We start from the raw sequence: 20,942 nt of genomic DNA on the forward strand, positions 1-20,942 counted from the left end.
ACCGGCCGCGACAACTGGCACCGGCCCGGCGGCTACCCCGTCGACCCGGCCCTGCCCGACCGGCTCCACGGCACCATGCCGGCCGCCTCGCTCCGCCCCGCCGCCGACCCGGCCACCACCTCCCTCGCCCCGGCCAACGGCCTCCCCGCGGCGGCCGCCACCGCCGGCCTCCCCGACACCGCCCCGGCGCCGGTCGCCGAGGGCGACTCCGGCACACTGACCGGATGGACATCGTCATCCGCCCGGCCGGTGAGGCGGACCTCGAAGCAGCCGGCCGCGTCACCGTCGAGGCCTTCGTCGGCGACGGCTACACCTCGCCCGAGAGCCAGTACGTCGACCTCCTGCGCGACGCCGGCCGCCGGTCCCGGGAGGCCGAGCTCCTCGTCGCGGTCGACGCGGCCCAGGGGCGGGTCCTCGGCTGCGTGACCTTCGCGGTGGGCGGCACCGAGTGGGCCGATATCGCCGCCCCGGGCGAGGGCGAGATCCGGATGCTCGCCACCGCGGCGGCCGCCCGCGGACGGGGCGTCGGCGAGGCCCTGGTCCGCGCCGCCCTCGCCCGCAGCCGCGAGCTCGGCCTGGCCGGGATGGCCTTCTCCACCCGCCCCGACATGAAGGCCGCCCACCGCATCTACGAGCGCATCGGCTTCCGCCGGACGCCGGAACGCGACTGGGCGCCGTACCCGGGAATGGACCTGATGGTCTACAGCATGGTCTTCTGACGGGGAGCCGACCGGCACGGTAGCCGGTCGGCCTCCACGCAGAGGAACCGGTCAGGGACCGGGTCGGGCGGCTGCTCCGGTGGCCGACGGACGATCAAAGCGCGCTTTTGATATAAACCTCTGATCGAGACACGTCGTGGTAGCCCATCGATTCGGGGAGCAGCACCTCATGTACGACGGGCCCGGCATCGGCGCGCCCTCCGCGGCGGGCGGACCCACCCTGCAGGACATGCGCGAGGCACGCGGGATCCCCGCCCCCCGCGGCAGCCGGTACGCGATACCCGCGGAGCCCCCGCCGCCCCCGCGCCCGCTGCCGCCGTCGGTGCGCTTCAAGGCGGTGGACGGACTCCGCGGCCTCGCCATCGCGTCCGTCCTGCTCTACCACACCAACTGGTTCCAGAACGGCCTGTTCGGCGTCGACGCCTTCTTCGTCCTCTCCGGCTTCCTGGTCACGCTGGTCCTGATCCGCGAGCTGGACCGCACCGACGGCATCGCCCTCGGCGTCTTCTACCGCCGCCGCGCCAAGCGGCTGCTGCCCGGCCTGCTGGTCACCGTGCTCCTGGTGGTCCTCGTCTCGGCGCTGCTCAGCCCGCTCAAGGACGTGAAGGAGCTGCGCCCGCAGGCGCTGGCCGCGCTGGCCCAGGTCGCCAACTGGGCGCAGCTGGAGCGCGGTGACGCCTACTGGCAGCACTTCGCCGGCATCGACCCGCTGGCCGCGATGTGGTCGCTCAGCATCACCGAGCAGTTCTACGTGGTCTGGCCGCTGCTCCTGCTGCTCATCTACGCCGCCTGCCGCCGCTCGCTCACCGCCGCCGGCATCGTGACCGGGGTGCTGTTCGCCGGCGCCGCCGCCGTCGCCCCGCTGATGTGGAACGGCTCCAACAGCGACCGGCTCTACCTGGGCACCGAGTCCCGCGCGGTCGGCTTCGCGGCCGGCGCCGCCGCCGCCTTCGTGGTCTACCTACGGCTGCGCCGCAGGGCCGAGGACGGCGCGGACGCGGGGCCCCGCTCCCAGCGGCGCTCGCTGACCCGCTCGGGCCCGGCGAGCACCGTGGTGCTCACCCTGCTCGGCACCGTCGCGCTGGGCGGGCTGGTCTGGGCCAGTCTGAGCGTGGACAGCTACCACCAGCCCTGGCTCTACCAGGGCGGGCTGGCCGGTGTCGCGGTGCTCTCGGCGGTCCTCGCCGCCTCGCTCTGCCACGACCGCGGCCCGCTGGTCCGGCTGCTCTCGCTGCCCCCGCTGCGCCTCACCGGCACCATCTCGTACAGCCTCTACCTGCTGCACCTGCCGGTCTACTGGCTGCTCCAGCGGTTCGTCGACGACATCTCGCCGGCGCTGCTGCTGGCCATCGGCGCGCCCGTCTCCTGGGTGCTGGCCTGGCTGCTGCACACCGGCACCGAGCGGCTGCGGGTGCTGCGCTGGCGGCCGTTCCCGACCATCCCGCTGCTGGCCGCCGCCGCGCTGACGGCCACCGCCGGCGCCTGGTACCTGCCTGCCTGGGTCGAGCACGACATGCGCTCCGGGTCCACCGACAAGCCGCTGGTGCTCGCGCTCGGCGACTCCTTCTCCGAGGACCTGGCCACCGGCCTGTACCGGCACGGCGACCGCTTCCGGGTGATCGACGGCGGTATCAGCGGCTGCGGCGTGTTCGGCTCCGAGAAGGTCCGCGGCACCTCCCGGGTGGAGTTCGACACCACCGACGAGTGCCGCGACCGCGCCGCGCTCTGGGCGAAGCGCCTGGACGGCGTCCAGGCCCAGGCGGTCGTCCTGCACCTCGGCTGGGACGCCGCCGAGCAGTACCTGGACGGCAGCTGGCTCAACCCCTGCGACGAGGACTACCGCACCCGGTACACCGGCCAGCTCACCCAGGCGATGGACCTGGTCCGGGAGCGCGCGCACGGCGCCCGGGTGCTGCTGATGAACGAGCGGGTGCAGAACGGTGCGATCAACAAGACCTGGGGCGCCTGCTACAACCAGCAGGTCGGCGACTTCGTGAAGGCCTCCGGCGGCGCCGTCCAGCTGGTCGACCTGAACGCCTTCTACTGCCCCGACGGCAGCTGCCTGTGGAAGGACCGGGACGGCCACCTGGTCTCCCCCGCCACCGACGGCGTGCACCTCACGCCGGCCGGCATGCGGCTGGTGACGCCCTGGCTGGAGCAGCAGATCGCGGACGCCCTGGCCGGGGTCCGGCCGCCGGACGCCGCTCCGGCTCCCCAGGTCACCCCGACCGCGCCGGTGACGCCGACCGCCCCGGCCGTGCCCACCGAGCCGGCCACCCCGACCGACCAGCCGTCCCCCGGCCACTCCGCCACCCCGAGCCGCAAGCCCACCACCACGCCGACCCGCAAGCCCGGCACGAGCCCGAGCGGCCGGGCGGCGACCACTCAGCCGGCCGCGACCTCCGGGACGGCGTAGGTCTGCGCGAAGCAGCCGCGGATCGCCTGCTCGGAGGCCGGGCGCCCGGCGAAGTCCATCCGCGGGGTGTCCTGGTTGGTGGGCAGGGTCGGGTCGATGCCGAAGTAGAGCGACCAGAAGTACACACCGGCCAGCTTGCGCTCCTGCGCCACCTGGCAGACCGCGGTGAACCAGGTGGCCTGCACGGCCTCGTTGAGCTCGCGCTTGGTGTAGAAGTCGCCGGGCGTCTTGTACGCGCCCTTCTGCGCCGGGATGCCCACCTCGGTCAGCTTGGTGGTCGGCTGCGGGCCCTTGCCGCGCTTGTCCAGCCAGGTGTTCCAGCTGGCCGCCAGGTCGGCCGGTGAGGCGTCGTCCCCGGCCGACCTGGCCGGGAAGTAGGCGTCGACGCCGGTGCTCGCGGTGGGCACCGGGACGGCGCCCTTGGACCAGTTGTCCCAGTTGGCGTCGTACACGACCTCGCCGTGGAAGGCCTTCTTCGCCTGCTCCACCAGCGGGGCCCAGTGCGGGTCGCCCTCCAGCGAGTTGAACTCGGTACCGATGGTGAACTCGGTCGCGTCGTGCTCCTGCGCCGACTTCAGGTAGGGCGCCAGGAAGGCCGAGTAGCTGGCGAACCAGGCCTCCCGGTCGCCGGGGGCGATGTTGCCGCGCCAGCCGTTGTTGGCAGGCTTCAGCGACTCCTCGTCCAGGATCGGCCGGACGGTCGTGCGCAGGCCCGCCCGGTGCGCGGTGTCCAGCAGGATCGCCAGCCGGTCCGGGCTCGGCGTGGTCGGCCGGGCGGCGACCGCGTTGGACTTGCTGCCCACCGTGTAGAACGGGAACGACACCGAGAGCGCGTTGGCGTTCAGGCCGACCACGTACTTGACGATGCGGTCCGCCTTGCCCTGGACGAAGCTCTCCGGGTCGGCCGGGTCGTCCAGCCAGTACACCTGGACGCCCCACTCCGGGCTGCCCTTCGCCCACGGCCGGGCCACCTTGGGCCCGGTGTTCTCCGGCGGCGCGTCCTTGCCGAAGCCCCAGACCCGGCCCTGCTCGTTGGCGGCCCCGGCCCAGTGCACCTCGGTCGGGCGCTTGTGGTCGAACTTGATCGGGTGGTCGCCCCAGATGATCGGCACGCCCACGGTGAGACCGAGTACGGCGGTCGGCAGGATGAAGATGACGAAACGTTTCATGGTTCAGCAGTCCCTGGTCGCCGGTCAGGCCGGCTTGGCGATGACGACGAACTTGTTCTCCTCGCGGCGCAGGAACTTGATCAGCCCCCGCATGCCGCCCCAGCCCTCCAGCAGGGAGAACAGCGGAATGGCCGCGACCACCGCCATCGGTTCCCACCACTTGCGCCGGTGGTCGGCCGAGCCCACCACGTTCAGGCGCAGCCCCTCCCAGTACGTCCAGATCACGTAGGCGAAGTTGATCGACCAGACCAGCACCACCGACTGGGTCACCGGCGAGGTGTTCATCGTCCCGGTGAACCAGGCGATCAGCAGCACCAGGCCGACGTGCTGGAGCGGTCCCAGAACCCAGCTGACCATGCCCATCCCGATGAACAGCCGGAACCGCAGCGGGATGCTCTTGTTGAAGCAGAGCGCCACCAGGCCCCAGGCCCAGCGCTCGCGCTGCTTGAGGAAGTCCTTGAGGCCGGCCGGCGAGGCGCCGTAGCAGCGGCCGTTGAACCAGTCGCTGCGCCCGGGGTAGCGCACACAGAAGTTGAGCGCCATCTGGGCGTCCTCGACGATGGTGTCGGGGCCGAAGTCCCAGCCGATGGTGGCCTCCACCGAGGAACGCACCAGCAGCAGTTCGCCGTGCACCCCGGCGATCGGCGTCCCGGTGCCGGTCATCGCGCGGAAGCGGGCGATGTCGTCGGCCGGGCGGATCGCGTCGGCGAGCCAGGTGAAGGTGGAGACGGCGTTCTCCCGGGGGTACGTCAGGATGCCCTGCGCCATGTGCTTGGCGTCGTCCCCGGCCCGGCGCTGCCGGTTGATGAACTGCGCCACCGCGGCGGCGGTGTCGGGCCCGACACCGGTGTCGTCGTCCATGTGCAGCACCCAGACGTCGTCCTCGGCCTCGCCCTCCTCGATCCGCAGCTCGTGCGAGTAGTGGTTGGCGCGGGCCTTGAACTTGGTGCCGTTGGGCGTCTGGTACGCCTTCGGGACGGTCACCACCCGGATCAGCGGGTTGCGGCCGGCCAGCTCGTCGATCTTCTCGCCGGCCGCGCAGCCCTCCTCGGTGAGGATGTCCACCCGCATCCACGGGAAATAGGCCGGCAGGTGGTCGACGTACGACAGCACCGAGCGCTCCAGCGCCGGGTAGGTGTCGTGCCGGCCGATCGTCGGCACCAGCACGATCAGGTAGTCGTCGTCGACCGGCGCCGCCGGGGTCATCCGGTCCGCCTTGCGCAGCCGGCGGCGGACCATCAGCACGCCCTGGAAGCCGATCAGCACGCCGAAGACCGGCATGCCCCAGAGGATCGTGATCGCCCAGCCGAGCGCGGTCGGGTTGGGCACGTACGCCCAGAGCGAGAAGCAGAAGATGATCAGGAAGGAGAGGTAGAACGGGACGATGCGCGGCTTCCACGACATCTGCCGGTCGGCGAGCCGAGCGGCCTCGCGGGACGTGGTGAGTACCGTCCGCGCGGGTGCTGGTGCTGTCATGGCGAAAGTCGTTCCTCGTCTGTTGCGTCTGTCCGTTCACCCTGCCGGCCGGGCCGGCGGGTCCTGCGCGCTACCCCTGGTAGGGCGGCGTCCCCGGGGCCGGCGGTACCGGTCCGGGCGTCACCGGCGGGGCCGGCCAGGGCTGCTGGGGGTGTGACTGGGGCTGCTGCTGCGGCTGCGGTGCGGCGGCCGGCTGCGGGGCCCAGCCGGGCTCCGTCCGGGCGTGCGGGACGGGCTGCTGCTGCTGGGGCTGCGGCCAGGTCTGCGGGGGCTGGGCCTGCGGGTGGCCGGCCGGCTGGTCGTGCGGGAGCGTCTGCAGCAGCGACCAGTGCAGCTGACCGGGCTGCTGGGCCGGCAGGGGCTGGAACGGCGACGGCTGCGCGCCGGCCGCCCACGGGCCCGGGGCCGGCGCCCAGCGCGATCCGGACCGCCGCAGCGAGCCGATCAGCAGCACCGCCAGCGCCGCGGTGACGGCCACGCCGAGCCCGAAGGTCACCAGCTTCAGCCACCCCTCCGTGGTGCCGGTGAACCAGCGGCGCTGCGGCTCGTCCAGCAGCGCGCCGGTCAGGCTGCGCACCCGGTTGTAGCCCTCGACCAGCGCCACCCCGACCGCCACGCCGCGCGCCCAGTCCCGCCCGCGCAGCAGCAGGATGCCGGAAGCCAGGTACAGGACGCCGAAGTTGAGGCTGCCGGTCTCGGCGGCCACCGAGGAGCCGCCGTAGTAGAAGATCCCCTTGGCGAAGGTGGTGAAGCCGGCCTGCCAGAAGCAGTTGTAGACCGCCCATCCGAGCAGCACCGCCCCCCAGGCCAACGCGAGGCCACCGGCCAGGCGGTCAGGACGCGCCTGTGTCATCTCCCGTACCCCCGCCCCTGCCGGGCGCACCCGGCTTCAACCCGTTCGATACCGGGGCACAGGATGCCACACGCGCGAACGGACCCGGAATTCCGCAGGTTCAGGCGATGCGGACATGTTGCCGATGTCACTGCGGAGCGCCGGCCGGCTCAACGGACGTGCAGACCGCTCCAGTCGACGTCCGCGCCGAACGGACCGGAGCCGCCGGTGAGCGCCAGGCCGTTGCCGTAGGTGGCCTTGACGTCGGCGTTGGAGTTGCGGGGCTGGTCCGGGGTCAGGTTGTCCGCCGTCAGCGACTGCCCCCAGACCGTCCAGATCGTCCACGGCGTCCGCCGCAGGGTGTCCGGCTGGCGGGAGTTGACCGGGACGGCGAAGGACTCGGCCAGGATCCGCGGCTTGTCGTAGCCGGCCAGGCCGTCGTAGTAGCGCTTGGTCCACACCTCGCCGGTGCCGATCGGGTGCGCCGGGCTGCCGCTGTAGTCGTCCACCCCGACCACGTCGACGTACCGCGCCCCCGGGTAGTAGTCCCACGGGTCGACGCCCGGGGCGCCGTCCCAGGAGACCGGGGTCCAGGCGAACAGCAGGTTGTGCAGACCCCTGGTCTCCACCAGGTAGTGGTAGGTGATCCGCCAGAGCGCCTGGTAGTCGGCGGGCTTGCGGCCCGACCACCAGAAGCCCCGGGCGCAGTCGGCCGCGTTCATCTCGTGGTACGGGCGCAGCAGCACCGGCACGTCGTGGGCCGCGAGGTACTCCAGGTGGTCCGCCAGGAAGGAGAGGTCCTTCAGCAGCGCGCGGTACTCGGGGGTGTTGCCGGCGCCGTCGACGACCCGGGCGAACCAGCCCGGGTCCTTCGCCCCGGGTGAGGCCGAGCAGAGCACCCGGTCGAAGGACTTGACGTCCGACCCCGGGTACGGCTGGTGGAAGGACATCCCGACCAGCCCGGCCGGGCCGCCGCCGTTGTCGGGCAGCTCGGTGGTGGTGCCGTCGCAGTTCTTCCCGGTGCCCGACGCCCCGTAGGTGCCGTCGTCCGGGCGCGGGTGGCCGGACCAGACGGCGGTCATCAGGTCGACGGCGTCATCGGTGTACTGCCAGCCGACCGCGCAGGCGGGCCACCGGCCCGCCGAGTAGGAGCGCGGGTTCCCGACGCCCCACCCGCTCTGGCCGTAGCCGGGACCGAGGTCGGTCTCGACGAAGCCGGGCAGCTTGCCGGTGATGTCGGCGGCCTTCTTGTAGTAGTAGCCGACCGGCTTGGTCCCCCGGTAGTCCCCGTACTCGGGGTTGTAGAGCTCGTTGTGCGCCTCGACGTGCTGGCCGATCACCGTCCCGCCGGAGCGGCCGGCGCGGGCCTCGCGCTCCAGGTCGGCGAGGAGCTGCTGGACGGCCCGCGCGTTGGGCGAGGCCTCGGGGTCGCGGGCCAGCAGCTCGCGGCCGACCTCCGGCGGCAGGGTGCGCCCGGCACCGTTCATCGTGAGCACGCTGCGGGTGGGCGCGTCGTCCCGGCGGTCGCCGTCAGCCCGGCCGACCAGCACCACCGCGCCGGCGGCGAGTACCACACCGGCCGCGGCCAGCACGGCCGGCCTGGCACGCAGCGCACGGGGCAGGGCCACGGACACTCCTCCGGATGCTCACCGGCACCGGCCTGCGCCGTCACAACCGGAACACATGTACGACTGACAGCCGGTGAGCCTGCCACATTCCCCGGCGCCCGCGCGAGCGGACACGCCCCGGCCGTGGGCCGGGGCGTGTCTCCTGCCGGTCCGGGCGGGGCGTCAGCCCACCGGGGTGGCGGCCGGTGCGCCGCCCGCCGCCTTGGTGCGCTGGAGCAGCTGGTTCTTCACGTGCTCGTCGAAGCCCACGGCGGCCGCCGTGGCGGCGGCGTCCGCGGTGTTGCCGCCCTTGGCGGAGCCCTCGACGGTGAAGAAGCCGTACCGGCCCAGGGTGCCCTTGGTGTTGGTGCAGCCCGGGGTGGTGCAGAACGCCGGGGAGCCGGGGGCGGCGGCGCCCTTGAGGTGACCGACGTAGTTCTTCACCGCGGTCTCGGCCTGCTGCTTGTGGTCGAAGACCGCGACGCCGACCGTCACCGCGCTGTCGCCGGAGACGTAGGTGGCCCGGAGCACCTGGCGGCAGCCCTGGTCACCGAGGACCTTGCCGAGGCCGCCGACCGTGGAGTTGCCGTCCCAGCAGGGCGAGTCGAGCGAGACCACGGTGCGGTTCCAGGTGGTGCCGTTGACCGTCACGGTGAGCGCCGAGAAGAGCGCCGCCGCGTCCTGCGGCGCCGGGTCGGTGGTGGCCTCCCAGAGCGGCTTCGACGGGTCCTCGGGCGTGGCGCTCGCGGTGGCCGTCGGGGACGCCTTGCCGGAGGGCGTGGGCGCCGGCAGCTGGGTGGCCGCCGTACCGCTGGACGTGGGCTCGGCGACCGGCTTCTTGTCGTCGCCCTTCTTGTTCATGAACAGCAGGCCGCCGGCGACCAGGCCGCCGACCACCAGCAGGGCGACGGCCGCGCCGATGATCCGGGTCCGGCCCTTGCGCCTGGCCTCCGCCTCGTTGCGGTCCGCGAGAGCGGCCCAGTCCGGCTCGGCGTGCTGCACCGGGGGCTGGGGCTGCGGGGGCTGCGGCTGCCACTGGTGCTGCGGCGGCTGCGGCTGCGGCTGCGGCTGCGGCTGGACAGGCTGCGGGTGCACCGGGGGCTGCGGCTGGACCGGCGGGTGCTGGTGCTGGACCGGCTGCGGCGCCGGCGGCTGCACGTGCACCGGTGGCTGAGGCTGCGGCACCGGCGGCTGAGGCACGGGCGGCTGAGGCACCGTGGGCACCGGCGGGACGGCCGGCTGCGGCGCGGGCACCGGCGGCCCGTACGAGGCCGGCGGCGGCCCGAACCCGCCCGGGGCCGGCGGCACCGGCTGCGGCGCGCCGGGGTACGGCGCGGGAGCCGGCGGCACCGGCGCGGGCGGGGGCACGACAGGTCCACCGCCGGGCGGCGGGCCCTGCGGTGCCTGTCCGGGTGTGCCCGGCTGCTGCTGGTTCTGTGCGCCCCCCGGCCCGGCGGGAGGGGGCGGCTGCTGCCCCGGCGAGGCGGGCCGGTCGGCCCACTCCCCGGGCGTGCCCGTTCCGTCGCTCATGCGCCCACCTCACTGCGCTCGGCGGTCGCTTCGCGAATCGCGCTGATGTTGATGATTCGCTCGCTCCGCTCGCTCATGAGCCGAGATCGTAGGGCATGCCCCTGACGGAGGGTCCGCCCGGTGGCCGTTCCGTTTCCGAATCCGAACACCCGGCGGGCTCCCGGACGCCTGCGACGACCGTCACAGGGCGTCGCGAAGGCCCCGGAACGGGCCCGAAACGGCCCCGGAACAGCCTTCGCGGACAGCCCGCCGCCAGAGCCGCGAAAGCCCCGACACGGCCCCGGAACAGCCCGGGAACAGCCCCTTGCCGGTACCACCGGCCATCACGTCGACACGCGATGCCGCACAACATGTGGTGTCGCATCGAGCAGACACCACTAGATGTATGCTCGACCCTGCTGTCGACGCAGGGGAACCCGGTGCGAGTCCGGGACTGCCCCGCAGCGGTGTGCGGGCGGCTCCGACAGAGCCCGCGAGTCCGAGTACCTGCCAACGGCGTGCTGCCTGGCCTCCCCGCAGAGGCCTTTCGCACCAGTACTACTTCCGGGCCTCGCGGGCGGGCCGGGGATGCCACCGTCGCGCGACGCCGTCCGGCCGTCGCGCCGTGCTCCCCTGCCCCGAACGGCCCGGCCCCGAGCCACCGACGCCGATCGCCGCCAGGAGAGAGCGCCTTGACCACCGCTGCCTCAGTCACCCTGCCCGCCCAGGGTTCCAGCTCCGCCCCCGTCGACCCGACGGTGTCCGACCCCGGTGGCACGCTGCTCCGGCTGCTGACCGACCGCAGCACCGACCTCCCCCAGGTGGACCCCGGCCATGTCGCCGCCGCCGCGCTGCGCGGCCGCCACGCCGGTTCGGACTTCGCCGAGCTGCGCGGGCTGGCCGTGGACGCCGCAGCGTCGATGATCGCCGAGGACCCGCAGTACTCGAAGCTGGCCGCGCGCCTGCTGGCGCTGGAGATCGTCGACGAGGCGAACAGCCAGGGCTCGGTCACCTTCTCGGACTCGATCGCGGTCGGCCACGCCGAGGGCCTGATCGGCGACGCCACCGCCGACTTCGTCGGCAAGCACGCCGTCGCCCTGAACGCGCTGATCGACCCCGAGGGCGACGACCGCTTCGAGTACTTCGGCCTGCGCACCGTGCAGTCCCGCTACCTGCTGCGCCACCCGATCACCCGCAAGGTCGTCGAGACCCCGCAGCAGTTCCTGCTCCGCGTCGCCTGCGGCCTGGCGGTCGGCGACAACGAGCAGTCGGTGCGCGAGGTCTCCGAGCTGTACGGCCTGATGAGCCGGCTGGAGTACCTGACCTCCTCGCCGACCCTCTTCAACTCCGGCACGAAGCACCCGCAGATGTCGAGCTGCTACCTGCTGGACTCGCCGCTGGACAACCTGGACTCGATCTACTCCCGGTACGCCCAGATCGCCCGCCTCTCCAAGCACGCCGGCGGCATCGGCCTGTCCTACTCGCGGATCCGCTCGCGCGGGAGCCTGATCCGGGGCACCAACGGCAAGTCCAACGGCATCGTGCCGTTCCTGCGCACCCTCGACTCGTCGGTCGCCGCGGTCAACCAGGGCGGCCGGCGCAAGGGCGCGGCCTGCGTCTACCTGGAGACCTGGCACGCGGACATCGAGGAGTTCCTGGAGCTGCGCGACAACACCGGTGAGGAGGCGCGCCGCACCCACAACCTGAACCTGGCGCACTGGATCCCGGACGAGTTCATGCGCCGGGTCAACGCCAACGCCGACTGGTCGCTGTTCTCCCCCGCCGACGTGCCCGAGCTGGTCGACCTCTGGGGCGCCGACTTCGACGAGGCGTACCTGAAGGCCGAGCAGGCCGGCAAGGCCGTCCGCACCATCCCCGCGCAGACCCTGTACGCCCGGATGATGCGCACCCTGGCGCAGACCGGCAACGGCTGGATGACCTTCAAGGACGCCTCCAACCGCGCCGCCAACCAGACCGCGCTGCCCGGCCGCACGGTGCACAGCTCCAACCTCTGCACCGAGATCCTGGAGGTCACGGACGACTCCGAGACCGCCGTCTGCAACCTCGGCTCGGTCAACCTCGGCGCCCACGTCGCCGCCGGTGCCACCGCCGCCGACCTGCTGAACGCGATGGACTGGGACCGCCTGGACGCCACCGTCCGCACCGCCGTCACCTTCCTCGACCGTGTGGTGGACATCAACTTCTACCCGACCCCCGAGGCCGGCGCCTCCAACTCCCGCTGGCGGCCGGTCGGCCTCGGCGTGATGGGCCTTCAGGACGTCTTCTTCCAGCTCCGCCTGGACTTCGACTCCGCCGAGGCGAAGACCCTCTCCACCCTCATCGCCGAGCGCATCATGCTCACCGCGTACGAGCGCTCCGCCGACCTGGCCGAGCAGCTGGGCCGCCACGAGGCCTACGGCGAGACCCGCGCCGCCCGCGGCGAGCTGCACATCGACCACTTCGGCTCGGCCACCCCGCAGTGGGCCGGCCGCTGGGAGGCGCTGCGCGTCCGGATCGCCGAGACCGGTCTGCGCAACTCGCTGCTGCTCGCGATCGCGCCCACCGCCACGATCGCCTCGATCGCCGGTGTCTACGAGTGCATCGAGCCGCAGGTCTCCAACCTGTTCAAGCGCGAGACCCTCTCCGGCGAGTTCCTCCAGGTCAACCCGTACCTGGTGCGCGAGCTGAAGGAGCTCGGCGTCTGGGACCAGGTGACCCGGGACGCGCTGCGCGACGCCAACGGCTCCGTCCAGGACCTCAACTGGCTGCCCGCCGAGGTCCGTTCGCTCTACCGCACGGCGTGGGAGCTGCCCCAGCGCGCGCTGATCGACCTGGCCGCCGCCCGGATGCCGTACATCGACCAGAGCCAGTCGCTGAACCTCTTCATGGCCGCGCCCACCATCGGCAAGCTCAGCTCGATGTACGCGTACGCGTGGAAGGTCGGTCTGAAGACCACCTACTACCTGCGCTCGCGCCCGGCGACCCGGATCGCGCAGGCCGCGTCGGGCACCGCCCGCGCCGCCGCCCCGGTGCCGGTGGCGTCCCCGACCCTCAGCCCGGAGGAGGAGGCCGCGCTGGCCTGCTCCCTGGAGAACCCCGAGTCCTGCGAGGCCTGCCAGTAATGTCCGACGACCGCGAGAAGATGCTGCTCGACCCCGGGTTCGAGCTGACCCTTCGCCCGATGCGCTACCCGTCGTTCTACGACCGCTACCGCGACGCGATCAAGAACACCTGGACCGTCGAGGAGGTGGACCTGCACTCCGACGTCGCCGACCTCGCCAAGCTGAGCGAGGGCGAGCGGCACATGATCGGCCGGCTGGTCGCCTTCTTCGCCACCGGTGACTCGATCGTCTCCAACAACGTGGTGCTGAGCCTCTACAAGCACATCAACTCCCCGGAGGCGCGGCTGTACCTGTCGCGCCAGCTGTTCGAGGAGGCCGTGCACGTCCAGTTCTACCTGACGCTGCTCGACACCTACCTTCCGGACCCGGAGGACCGCAACGCGGCCTTCGCCGCGGTGGAGAACATCCCCTCCATCCACCAGAAGGCCCAGTTCTGCTTCAAGTACATGAACGCGGTCGACCACATCGACTCGCTGCGGACCAAGGACGACCGCCGCGCGTTCCTCCTGAACCTGATCTGCTTCGCGGCCTGCGTCGAGGGCCTGTTCTTCTACGGCGCGTTCGCGTACGTGTACTGGTTCCGCTCGCGCGGCCTGCTGCACGGCCTGGCGACGGGGACGAACTGGGTGTTCCGCGACGAGTCCATGCACATGGACTTCGCGATGTCGGTCGTGGACACCGTCCGTGAGGAGGAGCCCGACCTCTTCGACGAGACGATGGCCAAGCAGGTCACCGAGATGCTGGAGGAGGCCGTCGAGGCCGAGCTCCAGTTCGCCCAGGACCTCTGCGGCGAGGGCCTGCCCGGCATGAACACCGCGTCGATGCGCGAGTACCTCCAGGCCGTCGCCGACCAGCGGCTCGCCCGCCTCGGCATGCCGATCCGGTACGGCTCGACCAACCCGTTCGGGTTCATGGAGCTCCAGAACGTCCAGGAGCTGACCAACTTCTTCGAGCGCCGGGTGTCGGCGTACCAGGTCGCGGTCGAGGGCTCGGTCGCCTTCGACGACGACTTCTAGGAAGACGGACACGACGGAGGTGCCCCGCACGGCCACGGCCCGTGCGGGGCACCTCCGCGTTGCTTCAGAACTCGCCGCACCCGACCCCTGTCAGGAAGGCCGCCCACGCCTCGGCGGCGAACAGCAGCGCCGGCCCTGAACTCCTCCGCCCCGCCCGGCGTTCGCGCCGGGGGGATCACCGCGTAGGTGCCCGCCGCTGAGGCGGTTCCGGTGCATCACTGCCTCCCCCGGAGGTCGGCCGGTCCGACTTCTCATGCGTGGTGGCGGCTGCTCAGGCTCCCGCGCAGGTCGCGCAGTTCGCGCAGGTCGTACGGCGAAGGCGGTGGCGGGCGGCCAGGCCCAGAGCGAGGCCCCAGGCGAGGAAGAGGCCGTACCAGAAGAGACCCCAAGCGGCCTGCGGGTGGGCGTCCTTCGCGGCGAAGGCGGGCGCCGGGACCACGCGGTCGGCGGCGAGCAGGTACTGCATGGCGAAGTAGGTGAAGCCCCAGAGCGTCATGCCGACGGAGGCGACCGCCGCCGGAACGGCGATCAGGCGGGCTGGGATCCGCCGGCCCCACGGGCGTACCAGGGCGAGCGAGAGCACCGCGCCGAATACGGCGACCAGCCCCATCCCCCAGTATCCGATCGCCGCCGCCCACGTGCCGTGCGGCGCCGAAGCGAAGTCGCCCGGGAAGGTCGCCGCGACGCCGGCGCCCCACCAGAAGTGCGGTGCCGCATAGGCGAGCGCGGCCCCGGCGGCCGCGTAACCGGCCCACCCGGAAGGGCGGTCGGTCCGGTCGAGCAGCGGGAGGGCGGTCACGGCGGCCATGGGGTTCTCCGGGGATCGTCGGGTTCGGCGAGGTGATCCGAGTCTTCCGGGGTGAGCACCTGCGGAGAATCCGGCCGCCGCACGATCCCACTCCCCCTGCGGGGGGAGGCGGCCCCTACGCAGGAAGTCGGACAGGCCGACTTCCTGCGCGGGCGCGGCGGGGTGCCCGGCCGATCAGCCGGGTGTCGTCGAGATCCACCCCGGGCCCGGTGCGCCCCGCCCGTTCGGATGAACTCCCGGGCCACACCGGCGAGACACCTCCGTGCACGATCCGCCCCCGGCTACGGTCCGGCGCACAGCCGAACGAAAGGGGCCCACCGTGACGACCGGAATCCTCGACTACCAGAGCGACGCCATCGTCCAGCTCATGAACATGGCGGAGGAGGAGTGGACCGAGCAGGAACTCAAGGACGCCCTCCAGCGGGCCATCATGCTTGAGCTCTCCACGATCCCGCCGTACGCCACCGCGCTCTGGTCGATCACCGACGCGGACAACAGCAAGCCGGTCCGCCACACCATCCGCGAGATCGTCTTCGACGAGATGTCGCACTTCGGCCTGGTCTGCAACATGCTCACCAGCATCGGAGGCACCGTCGTCCTCACCGACCCCGCCACCGTCCCGAAGTACCCTGGCGAACTCCCCGGCGGCGTCAACCCCGGCCTGGAGGTCTTCCTCAGCGGGCTGACCCGCGAGTCGGCCTGCCTGTTCTCCGACATCGAGAAGCCCGAGCACCCGCTCGCCTTCGCCGCCGACGGCAACACCATCGGCGCCTTCTACCAGCGGATCGCCAACGTCTTCCCCAGGTTCGCGCACCTGCTCACCGGGCAGCGACAGGTGAGCTTCCAGCTCGGGTCGAGCCACGGCGCCGGCAATGACATCGTCCCGATGAACACCATCGACGACGTCCTGAAGGCGATCAACATCATCCAGGAACAGGGCGAGGGCACCACGGCCTCCCCGCTGAACCCCTTCCCCGGCTCCCCGGACGAACTCGCCCACTACTACGCCTTCAAGGAGATCGCCGTCGGCAGGAAGCTGGTCCGCAACGACCAGACGCGGGAGTACGAGTTCACCGGCCCCGACGTCCCGCTGCCGGACACCTCCCCGGTCGCCCGCGTCCCCGCCGGCGGCTGGGCCAACTCCCCCGGGAACGAGCCCGACCAGACCACCGCCGCCCTCCTGCACACCTTCAACCAGCACTACAGCGACATGCTGCACGCCCTCCAGGACGCCTGGGGCGACGCAGGCGCCGACTCGATCGGCCCGGCCATCGGCCTGATGGGCTCGATGCGCCGCACCGCCCAGCAGATCAACGGCGTCAAGCTGCCCTCCAACCCCCGCTTCACCTACGGCCCGGAGTGGCTGCTCGTCCAGTAGCAGCCCGCGTCCCGGTACGACGAAGGCCGGTGCGACCCGCCGCACCGGCCTTCAACACGCCGTCGGACGTCAGTCGTTCGACACCGTCGCGTACCGCGGGGTGCCCTCGGCCATCTGCCGCAGCGCGTCCTTGCGGTCCCGCTTCGACAGCTTGTCGATGTACAGGAACCCGTACAGGTGGTCGGTCTCGTGCTGCAGGCAGCGCGCGAAGAAGCCGGTGCCCTCGACCCGGATCGGGTTGCCGTCCTTGTCCTGCCCGGTCACCGCGGCGTAGTCCGGCCGGGGCAGCTCGGCGTACGCGGTCGGCACCGAGAGGCAGCCCTCGTTGCCGTCGTCCAGCACCCGCTTGCCGCCGGCCGGCAGCTCCTCCAGGACGGGGTTGACGACGTGGCCGATGTGACGCACGCCCTCGTCGTCCGGGCAGTCGTAGACGAAGACCTTGAGGTCCACGCCGACCTGGTTCGCGGCCAGGCCGACGCCCTCGGCCGCGTACATCGACTGGAACATGTCGTCGATCAACGCCGACAGCTCGCCGTCGAAGGCCGTGACGGTCTTGACCTCCCGGTGCAGCACCGGGTTGCCGTACACGGTGATCGGACGCGCGGTGCCCTTCGAGAGGTCCGGCTCCTCGCCGACCACCTTCACCGGCTGGGCCTCGCCCTGCTCGGGCTCGTGGTCGTGGTCGTGCTGGTGGTCGTGCTGCTCCGCCATCGCTGCTTATCTTCCGATTCCGTGGACTACCGAGGTATACCGATCAAGGGTAAGCCGCCCGCTCAGCAGACTTCTTCGAGATCCCGATACGCCCTGGTCCCCGGGGCCGCCGCCACCCAGCGGTCCAGCAGCGTCCGCACCAGCACCGCCGGAGCCGCGATCCCGCACTCCCGCTCCACCAGCCAGGACATCCCGCCCGCGCCCTGACTCAGATGGCTCAGGTGCCCCGGGTGGGCCGCGTCCCCGTCGTCGTGCGGGTCGTGGTGCGCGGTGTGCCCGTCGTCGGACGCCATCCGGCTCTCCGAACACGCCCGGCAGAGCAGCCGCACCGACGACGTCCAGTCCTCCGCCGCGTACCCCGCGTCCGCGACCAGCCGCTCCAGGGCGTCCCGGTCACCCGCCGTGGCGGCCTGCAGCAGCACCACGTAGGTCGGCACCGGGGACGGCGCCCACAGCTCGATCTCGTCGAACACCGGGTACGCCACCCCGTCGGTCACCCGCTCGCCGTGCGGGGCGCCGTCGTGCAGCACCACCTCGCCCCAGCGGCGGCCCGACGACGGCAGCGGGATGGACAGCACCTCGATCCGCGCGGGATCCAGCCGCCGCCCCCACACCACCTCGGACTCCCCGTCCGGCGACAGCCGCACCGGCGTCGTCCCCAGGTCGAGGCTGACCGGGCCGTCCGACCGGGCCCCGGCCCCGCCCGGCAGCCGCAGCCCGTACGCCTGCCAGGCCCGCCGCGCCAGCGGCCAGTCCTGCAGGGCCGTCGCCGTGATCCCCAGGTTCCACCAGTCGGGGGCACCCTGCTCCCGGTCCAGCAGCGCCACCGCCCGCAGCCCGGCGGCCCGCGCCTGCTCCCAGTCCCGGCGGAACTTGTGCAGCAGCGCGAGGTTGAACCACGAGTCCGACAGCCACGGCTCCAGATCGGCCGCCATCACCAGCAGGGCGCCCGCGTCCTCGTACCGGCCGTCGCCGATCAGCGTGAAAGCCCGATCGGTCGTCTGCCGCCAGGTGGCGGACGGCCGGTGCCGTGCCCGGTGGAAGATCCTCACGTTCGTCCCTGCCGTCGTCGTCCGCTCAAGTCCCGTAGCCGCTCCCGCGCCACGGGCCCGGTGCCCCGGGTCGGTGTTCCACGCTACGACCGCATCCAACCACGCCCGCCACCGCCCGCGCCTCCCACAAGCACGGTTCGACCCGCTCCCGACCCCCACCCCTACCCAGCCTGCCCGCCCCGACGCCCCACCTCAACCCCAACCCCCCGCCACCCCCGGCCGGCAACTACCCCCGCACCCTCACCAACGCATCCACCACCCGCCCGTCATAGACCCTCCCCCGCCCCAGTCGCAGCACCTCCAGCACCTCCAAGCGCCCGACCGCCTCTCCCACCCCGCGCCCCCGCGCCGCCGTCAGCAGGTCGTCGTGCGCGTTCGCCACCCGGATGATCCGCGCGGCGAGCGGCACCGCCGGCTCGTCCGCTTTCGGCCGCCCGTGCCAGGGGTCCGCCAGCCGGGCGACCTGTTCGGCCACCTGTCGCGGTACTCCCGTCCTCCGGATCACCTCGCTGCCCAGCCGGGCGATCCGCCGCTGCTCCTCCTCCGGGAGCAGCGCCGTCGCCCCGTCCGGCACCGGTTCGACCAGCGACAGCTGCCCGACGTCGTGCATCAGCGCCGCGTACTCCAGCAGGGCGAGCTCGCGGGTGCTCAGGCCCAGCTCGCGCCCGACCGCGCACGCCGTGTCGGCGACCCGGCGGGCGTGGCCGCGCGGGGTGTAGCCGGCCACCTCGGTGGCCTTGGCCAGGCTGGCGATGGTCTGCCCGGTGGTGGCCCGGACGGCGGCGGCCCGCCGGAACGACACCTGTGCCAGCAGCAGCGGCGTGCAGAACAGCGGCAGCGCCCAGAGCCCGACCTCGCCCGCCGCGAGGCTGACCAGCATCCCGGTGGCGGCGATCGCCGAGCCGATCCCGAACAGTGACCGCAGCTCGTCCTCCAGCGCCGCCGGGAACCGCAGGCCGCTCCGGGCCCGCCGCAGTACCGCCGCCAGGGTGGCGTCGCACAGGGCGGCCAGCGCGGCCACCACCGTGAGGAACACCCCGTACGCGGGGCCGTCGGCCGAGAACCGGTCCACCAGTCCGCTGTTGTAGAGCGGCTGGAAGATCGCCGCCGCGAACCCCGCCCCGAGCAGCCGCCGGGCGGCGCCGTCGAGCCGGGCCCGGTCCCGCCACGGCGCCCGGGAACGGCGCCGGACGCCCCGGGGCAGCGCGACCGCCGGCAGCAGGGCGAGCAGCAGGCCCGCGCCGGTCACCGCGACCGCCTGGAGCACGCCGTGCGCGGTGGGCAGCCCGCGCAGCGGCCCCAGCAGCGCGTACGCCAGCGCACCGGCGGCACCGATCGGTGCCTGCTCGCGATCGCCCGGCAGAGTGATCCGGACGCACTCGCCGAGCGCGATCAGCACGGTGAAGGCCAGGGCCACCCCGGGCTCGGCCATCCCGCGGACCGCCACCGCGCCGAACGCGAACGCCAGCAGGACGACGGCCCCGGCGTGCACCGCGGCCACCCCGCCCACCGGCGGGCCGCCGCTCACGACGGTCCGGCCGTCGGCACGTTGCCGCCCTGGGCGGGTACCCGGCGCGGGCTCGACCGCACCGGTTCGGGCACGCCGAGCGGAATGTCGGGCACCGCCCGGATGCAGTCGTCGGACGGCGGCAGCACCGGCTGCCAGTCGTGCACGGCGAGCGCCTCGACCAGCGCCCGGACCATCACCGGGTCGAACTGGCTGCCCGAACAGCGTTCCAGCTCCGCCACCGCCTCCGTGACCGGCCGCCCGCGCCGGTAGGACCGGGTGGAGGTCATCGAGTCGAAGGCGTCGGCGACCGAGATGATCCGCGCGAACTCCGGGATCTGCTCACCCGCCAGCCCGCTCGGATAGCCGCGGCCGTCCATCCGCTCGTGGTGGTGCAGGATCGCGGCGTGCGCCTCGCCGAGGAAGGCGATCTCCCGCACCAGCTCGTACCCGTGCACCGGGTGCACCTCGACGGCCCGCCGCTCGGCCTCGTCCAGGGGACCGTTTCTGCGCAGCAGTTCGGTGGCGACACCGAGCTTGCCGACATCGTGCAGGATGCCCGCGAACCGCAGGGTGCGCAGCCGTTCGGCCTCCATGCCCAGCTGACCGGCGATCAACACCGCCGCCTTGCCGACCCGTTCGCTGTGCCCGCGGGTGTAGGCGTCCTTGATCTCGACCGCCTGGACCAGCGCCTGGACGGTGGCCTGGTGGGCGTCCCGCTCGCGGTGGCCCTGGGCGAAGACCCAGGCCGAGATGGAGAGCGGCAGCAGCGCCAGCAGCGCCGCGAAGGCGCCGTACGGGCCCTGCCAGAGCACCGCGACCATCAGGCCGCCGGCCGCGTGCACCAGCACCGGCAGGCCGAGCGCGGCGGCCGGGCCGCGCAGCAGGACGGTCGCCCGCCGACCCTCGGCCAGCACCAGCATGCCGCCCACCAGTACCCCGTTGGCCAGGCAGAACGCGGCCAGGGCGGCGAATCCGGGCAGCAGGGCGGCCGGGAAGCGGGAGCCGAGCAGCAGCTGCGGTCCGGCGAGCAGGTGGAAGACCGCCGAGGCGGCGAAGGCGGAGAGGGCGAGCTGCGCGCCGTTCCACACCTGCCGCCGACGGCACTCCGGCCGGGTGTCGCCCAGCAGGGCGATCGGCACCGCGACCAGCGCGGCGGCGGCCGGTGCCAGCATCAGCACCCCGGCGAACAGCACCGGGAAGAAGGCGTTGGCCAACGGCCGGGCCGGCGGCCGGGCGGGCGGCGACGGCCGGCGCAGCAGGGCGCGCAGCAGCCGTCGGCAGGGTGTCGGCTGCCCCTGCGCGAGCGACTCCCAGCAGCCGTGGAGGAAGGCCAGCAGACCGACCTTGGGCCAGTCCACGGGGGCGCCGAGCCAGCGCGGCACGCCCGCCGGGGCCGGTACGGGCAGCAGTGGCAGCAGGCAGCAGAACGCCGCCACCGGAACGGCCACGAGGTAGCACACCGCGCCGGTCGGCAGGTCCGTGTCTCCACTGTCGGTAGCGATCTCGACCTCCCCGCCGTCCTGGCCCGCTCCGCGCTCAGCCCGCCGGGCTACCGGCGGTGAGTGTCCGTCAGGAGGATAGGCCGCCGTCCCCGCGTGGGGACGCATGATCGCGGAA

At 72.9% G+C, this 20,942-nt stretch carries 15 protein-coding genes and 1 riboswitch; of the genes, 5 read left to right on the forward strand and 10 right to left on the reverse strand.

Annotated elements, in window-relative coordinates; translation table 11 throughout:
• The first annotated feature begins 224 nt into the window (after positions 1-224).
• Complete coding sequence (locus tag AB0J08_RS25155) at positions 225-719, forward strand: N-acetyltransferase (RefSeq protein ID WP_360638481.1); 495 nt, start codon at positions 225-227, stop codon at positions 717-719.
• Positions 720-888: 169 nt separating this feature from the next.
• On the forward strand, positions 889-3,135 hold the full coding sequence (locus AB0J08_RS25160) for an acyltransferase family protein (RefSeq protein WP_360638484.1): 2,247 nt from the start codon (positions 889-891) through the stop codon (positions 3,133-3,135).
• On the opposite strand, the gene AB0J08_RS25165 is transcribed toward AB0J08_RS25160, so the two are convergent.
• The 5 genes from AB0J08_RS25165 to AB0J08_RS25185 all read right to left on the reverse strand — a co-directional run bounded on the left by AB0J08_RS25165 (position 3,105) and on the right by AB0J08_RS25185 (position 9,383).
• Positions 3,105-4,304 (reverse strand): hypothetical protein, encoded by a 1,200-nt coding sequence (locus AB0J08_RS25165; protein WP_360638487.1) that lies wholly within the window; start codon positions 4,302-4,304, stop codon positions 3,105-3,107. The two genes, AB0J08_RS25160 and AB0J08_RS25165, sit on opposite strands and share 31 nt — an antisense overlap.
• A 24-nt stretch (positions 4,305-4,328) precedes the next feature.
• A complete protein-coding gene (locus tag AB0J08_RS25170; RefSeq protein WP_360638490.1) occupies positions 4,329-5,780 on the reverse strand; it encodes a glycosyltransferase family 2 protein in 1,452 nt (483 codons plus the stop codon).
• A 70-nt stretch (positions 5,781-5,850) separates the two neighbouring features.
• Entirely contained in the window at positions 5,851-6,633 is a 783-nt protein-coding gene (locus AB0J08_RS25175) for a hypothetical protein (protein WP_360638493.1), read from the reverse strand.
• A gap of 149 nt (positions 6,634-6,782) precedes the next feature.
• Complete coding sequence (locus AB0J08_RS25180; protein WP_360638496.1) at positions 6,783-8,240, reverse strand: glycosyl hydrolase; 1,458 nt, start codon at positions 8,238-8,240, stop codon at positions 6,783-6,785.
• Between the two features lie 162 nt (positions 8,241-8,402).
• Positions 8,403-9,383: a hypothetical protein gene (locus AB0J08_RS25185; protein WP_360638498.1), complete on the reverse strand. Its 981-nt coding sequence runs from the start codon at positions 9,381-9,383 to the stop codon at positions 8,403-8,405.
• A 734-nt stretch (positions 9,384-10,117) separates the two neighbouring features.
• Positions 10,118-10,258, forward strand: a riboswitch (cobalamin riboswitch).
• 186 nt (positions 10,259-10,444) lie between these two features.
• Between AB0J08_RS25185 and AB0J08_RS25190 the strand changes: the two genes are divergently transcribed.
• Together AB0J08_RS25190 and AB0J08_RS25195 are read left to right on the forward strand one after the other, a co-directional pair.
• Positions 10,445-12,850: a ribonucleoside-diphosphate reductase subunit alpha gene (locus AB0J08_RS25190; RefSeq protein WP_360638547.1), complete on the forward strand. Its 2,406-nt coding sequence runs from the start codon at positions 10,445-10,447 to the stop codon at positions 12,848-12,850.
• Positions 12,850-13,866, forward strand: coding sequence for a ribonucleotide-diphosphate reductase subunit beta (locus tag AB0J08_RS25195; protein WP_360638501.1), 1,017 nt, complete (start codon positions 12,850-12,852; stop codon positions 13,864-13,866). The genes AB0J08_RS25190 and AB0J08_RS25195 overlap by 1 nt, the downstream gene beginning before the upstream one ends.
• A gap of 271 nt (positions 13,867-14,137) precedes the next feature.
• Here the strand turns inward: AB0J08_RS25195 and AB0J08_RS25200 are convergent, their stop codons facing one another.
• Positions 14,138-14,674: a DUF3995 domain-containing protein gene (locus tag AB0J08_RS25200; protein WP_360638504.1), complete on the reverse strand. Its 537-nt coding sequence runs from the start codon at positions 14,672-14,674 to the stop codon at positions 14,138-14,140.
• A 319-nt stretch (positions 14,675-14,993) separates the two neighbouring features.
• On the opposite strand from AB0J08_RS25200, the gene AB0J08_RS25205 reads away from it, so the two are divergent.
• Positions 14,994-16,052 carry a ferritin-like protein gene (locus tag AB0J08_RS25205; RefSeq protein WP_360638507.1) on the forward strand — a complete coding sequence of 353 codons (1,059 nt, stop codon included), beginning with the start codon at positions 14,994-14,996 and terminating at the stop codon, positions 16,050-16,052.
• Between the two features lie 69 nt (positions 16,053-16,121).
• On the opposite strand, the gene def is transcribed toward AB0J08_RS25205, so the two are convergent.
• The 4 genes from def to AB0J08_RS25225 form a co-directional block, all read right to left on the reverse strand.
• Positions 16,122-16,763: a peptide deformylase gene (gene def, locus AB0J08_RS25210; protein ID WP_360638510.1), complete on the reverse strand. Its 642-nt coding sequence runs from the start codon at positions 16,761-16,763 to the stop codon at positions 16,122-16,124.
• A gap of 62 nt (positions 16,764-16,825) precedes the next feature.
• The gene (locus tag AB0J08_RS25215) at positions 16,826-17,815 is read right to left on the reverse strand and encodes a hypothetical protein (protein ID WP_360638513.1); all 990 of its coding nucleotides are present in this window, start codon (positions 17,813-17,815) and stop codon (positions 16,826-16,828) included.
• 226 nt (positions 17,816-18,041) lie between these two features.
• Positions 18,042-19,247, reverse strand: coding sequence for an HD domain-containing phosphohydrolase (locus tag AB0J08_RS25220; protein WP_360638550.1), 1,206 nt, complete (start codon positions 19,245-19,247; stop codon positions 18,042-18,044).
• 92 nt (positions 19,248-19,339) lie between these two features.
• Positions 19,340-20,773, reverse strand: coding sequence for an HD-GYP domain-containing protein (locus tag AB0J08_RS25225; RefSeq protein WP_360638516.1), 1,434 nt, complete (start codon positions 20,771-20,773; stop codon positions 19,340-19,342).
• Between the last annotated feature and the right edge of the window lie 169 nt (positions 20,774-20,942).

Origin of the sequence: Kitasatospora sp. NPDC050463 (assembly GCF_040655255.1) — a bacterium.
GTDB lineage: Bacteria > Actinomycetota > Actinomycetes > Streptomycetales > Streptomycetaceae > Kitasatospora.

Excerpts from the sequence above, each read along its gene's own strand:
- AB0J08_RS25220 (WP_360638550.1), bottom strand. The coding sequence starts at position 19,247 with ATGGCCGAGCCCGGGGTGGCCCTGGCCTTCACCGTGCTGATCGCGCTC.
- AB0J08_RS25175 (WP_360638493.1), bottom strand. The coding sequence starts at position 6,633 with ATGACACAGGCGCGTCCTGACCGCCTGGCCGGTGGCCTCGCGTTGGCC.
- def (WP_360638510.1), bottom strand. The coding sequence starts at position 16,763 with ATGGCGGAGCAGCACGACCACCAGCACGACCACGACCACGAGCCCGAG.
- AB0J08_RS25160 (WP_360638484.1), top strand. The coding sequence starts at position 889 with ATGTACGACGGGCCCGGCATCGGCGCGCCCTCCGCGGCGGGCGGACCC.
- AB0J08_RS25170 (WP_360638490.1), bottom strand. The coding sequence starts at position 5,780 with ATGACAGCACCAGCACCCGCGCGGACGGTACTCACCACGTCCCGCGAG.
- AB0J08_RS25155 (WP_360638481.1), top strand. The coding sequence starts at position 225 with ATGGACATCGTCATCCGCCCGGCCGGTGAGGCGGACCTCGAAGCAGCC.
- AB0J08_RS25165 (WP_360638487.1), bottom strand. The coding sequence starts at position 4,304 with ATGAAACGTTTCGTCATCTTCATCCTGCCGACCGCCGTACTCGGTCTC.
- AB0J08_RS25195 (WP_360638501.1), top strand. The coding sequence starts at position 12,850 with ATGTCCGACGACCGCGAGAAGATGCTGCTCGACCCCGGGTTCGAGCTG.
- AB0J08_RS25200 (WP_360638504.1), bottom strand. The coding sequence starts at position 14,674 with ATGGCCGCCGTGACCGCCCTCCCGCTGCTCGACCGGACCGACCGCCCT.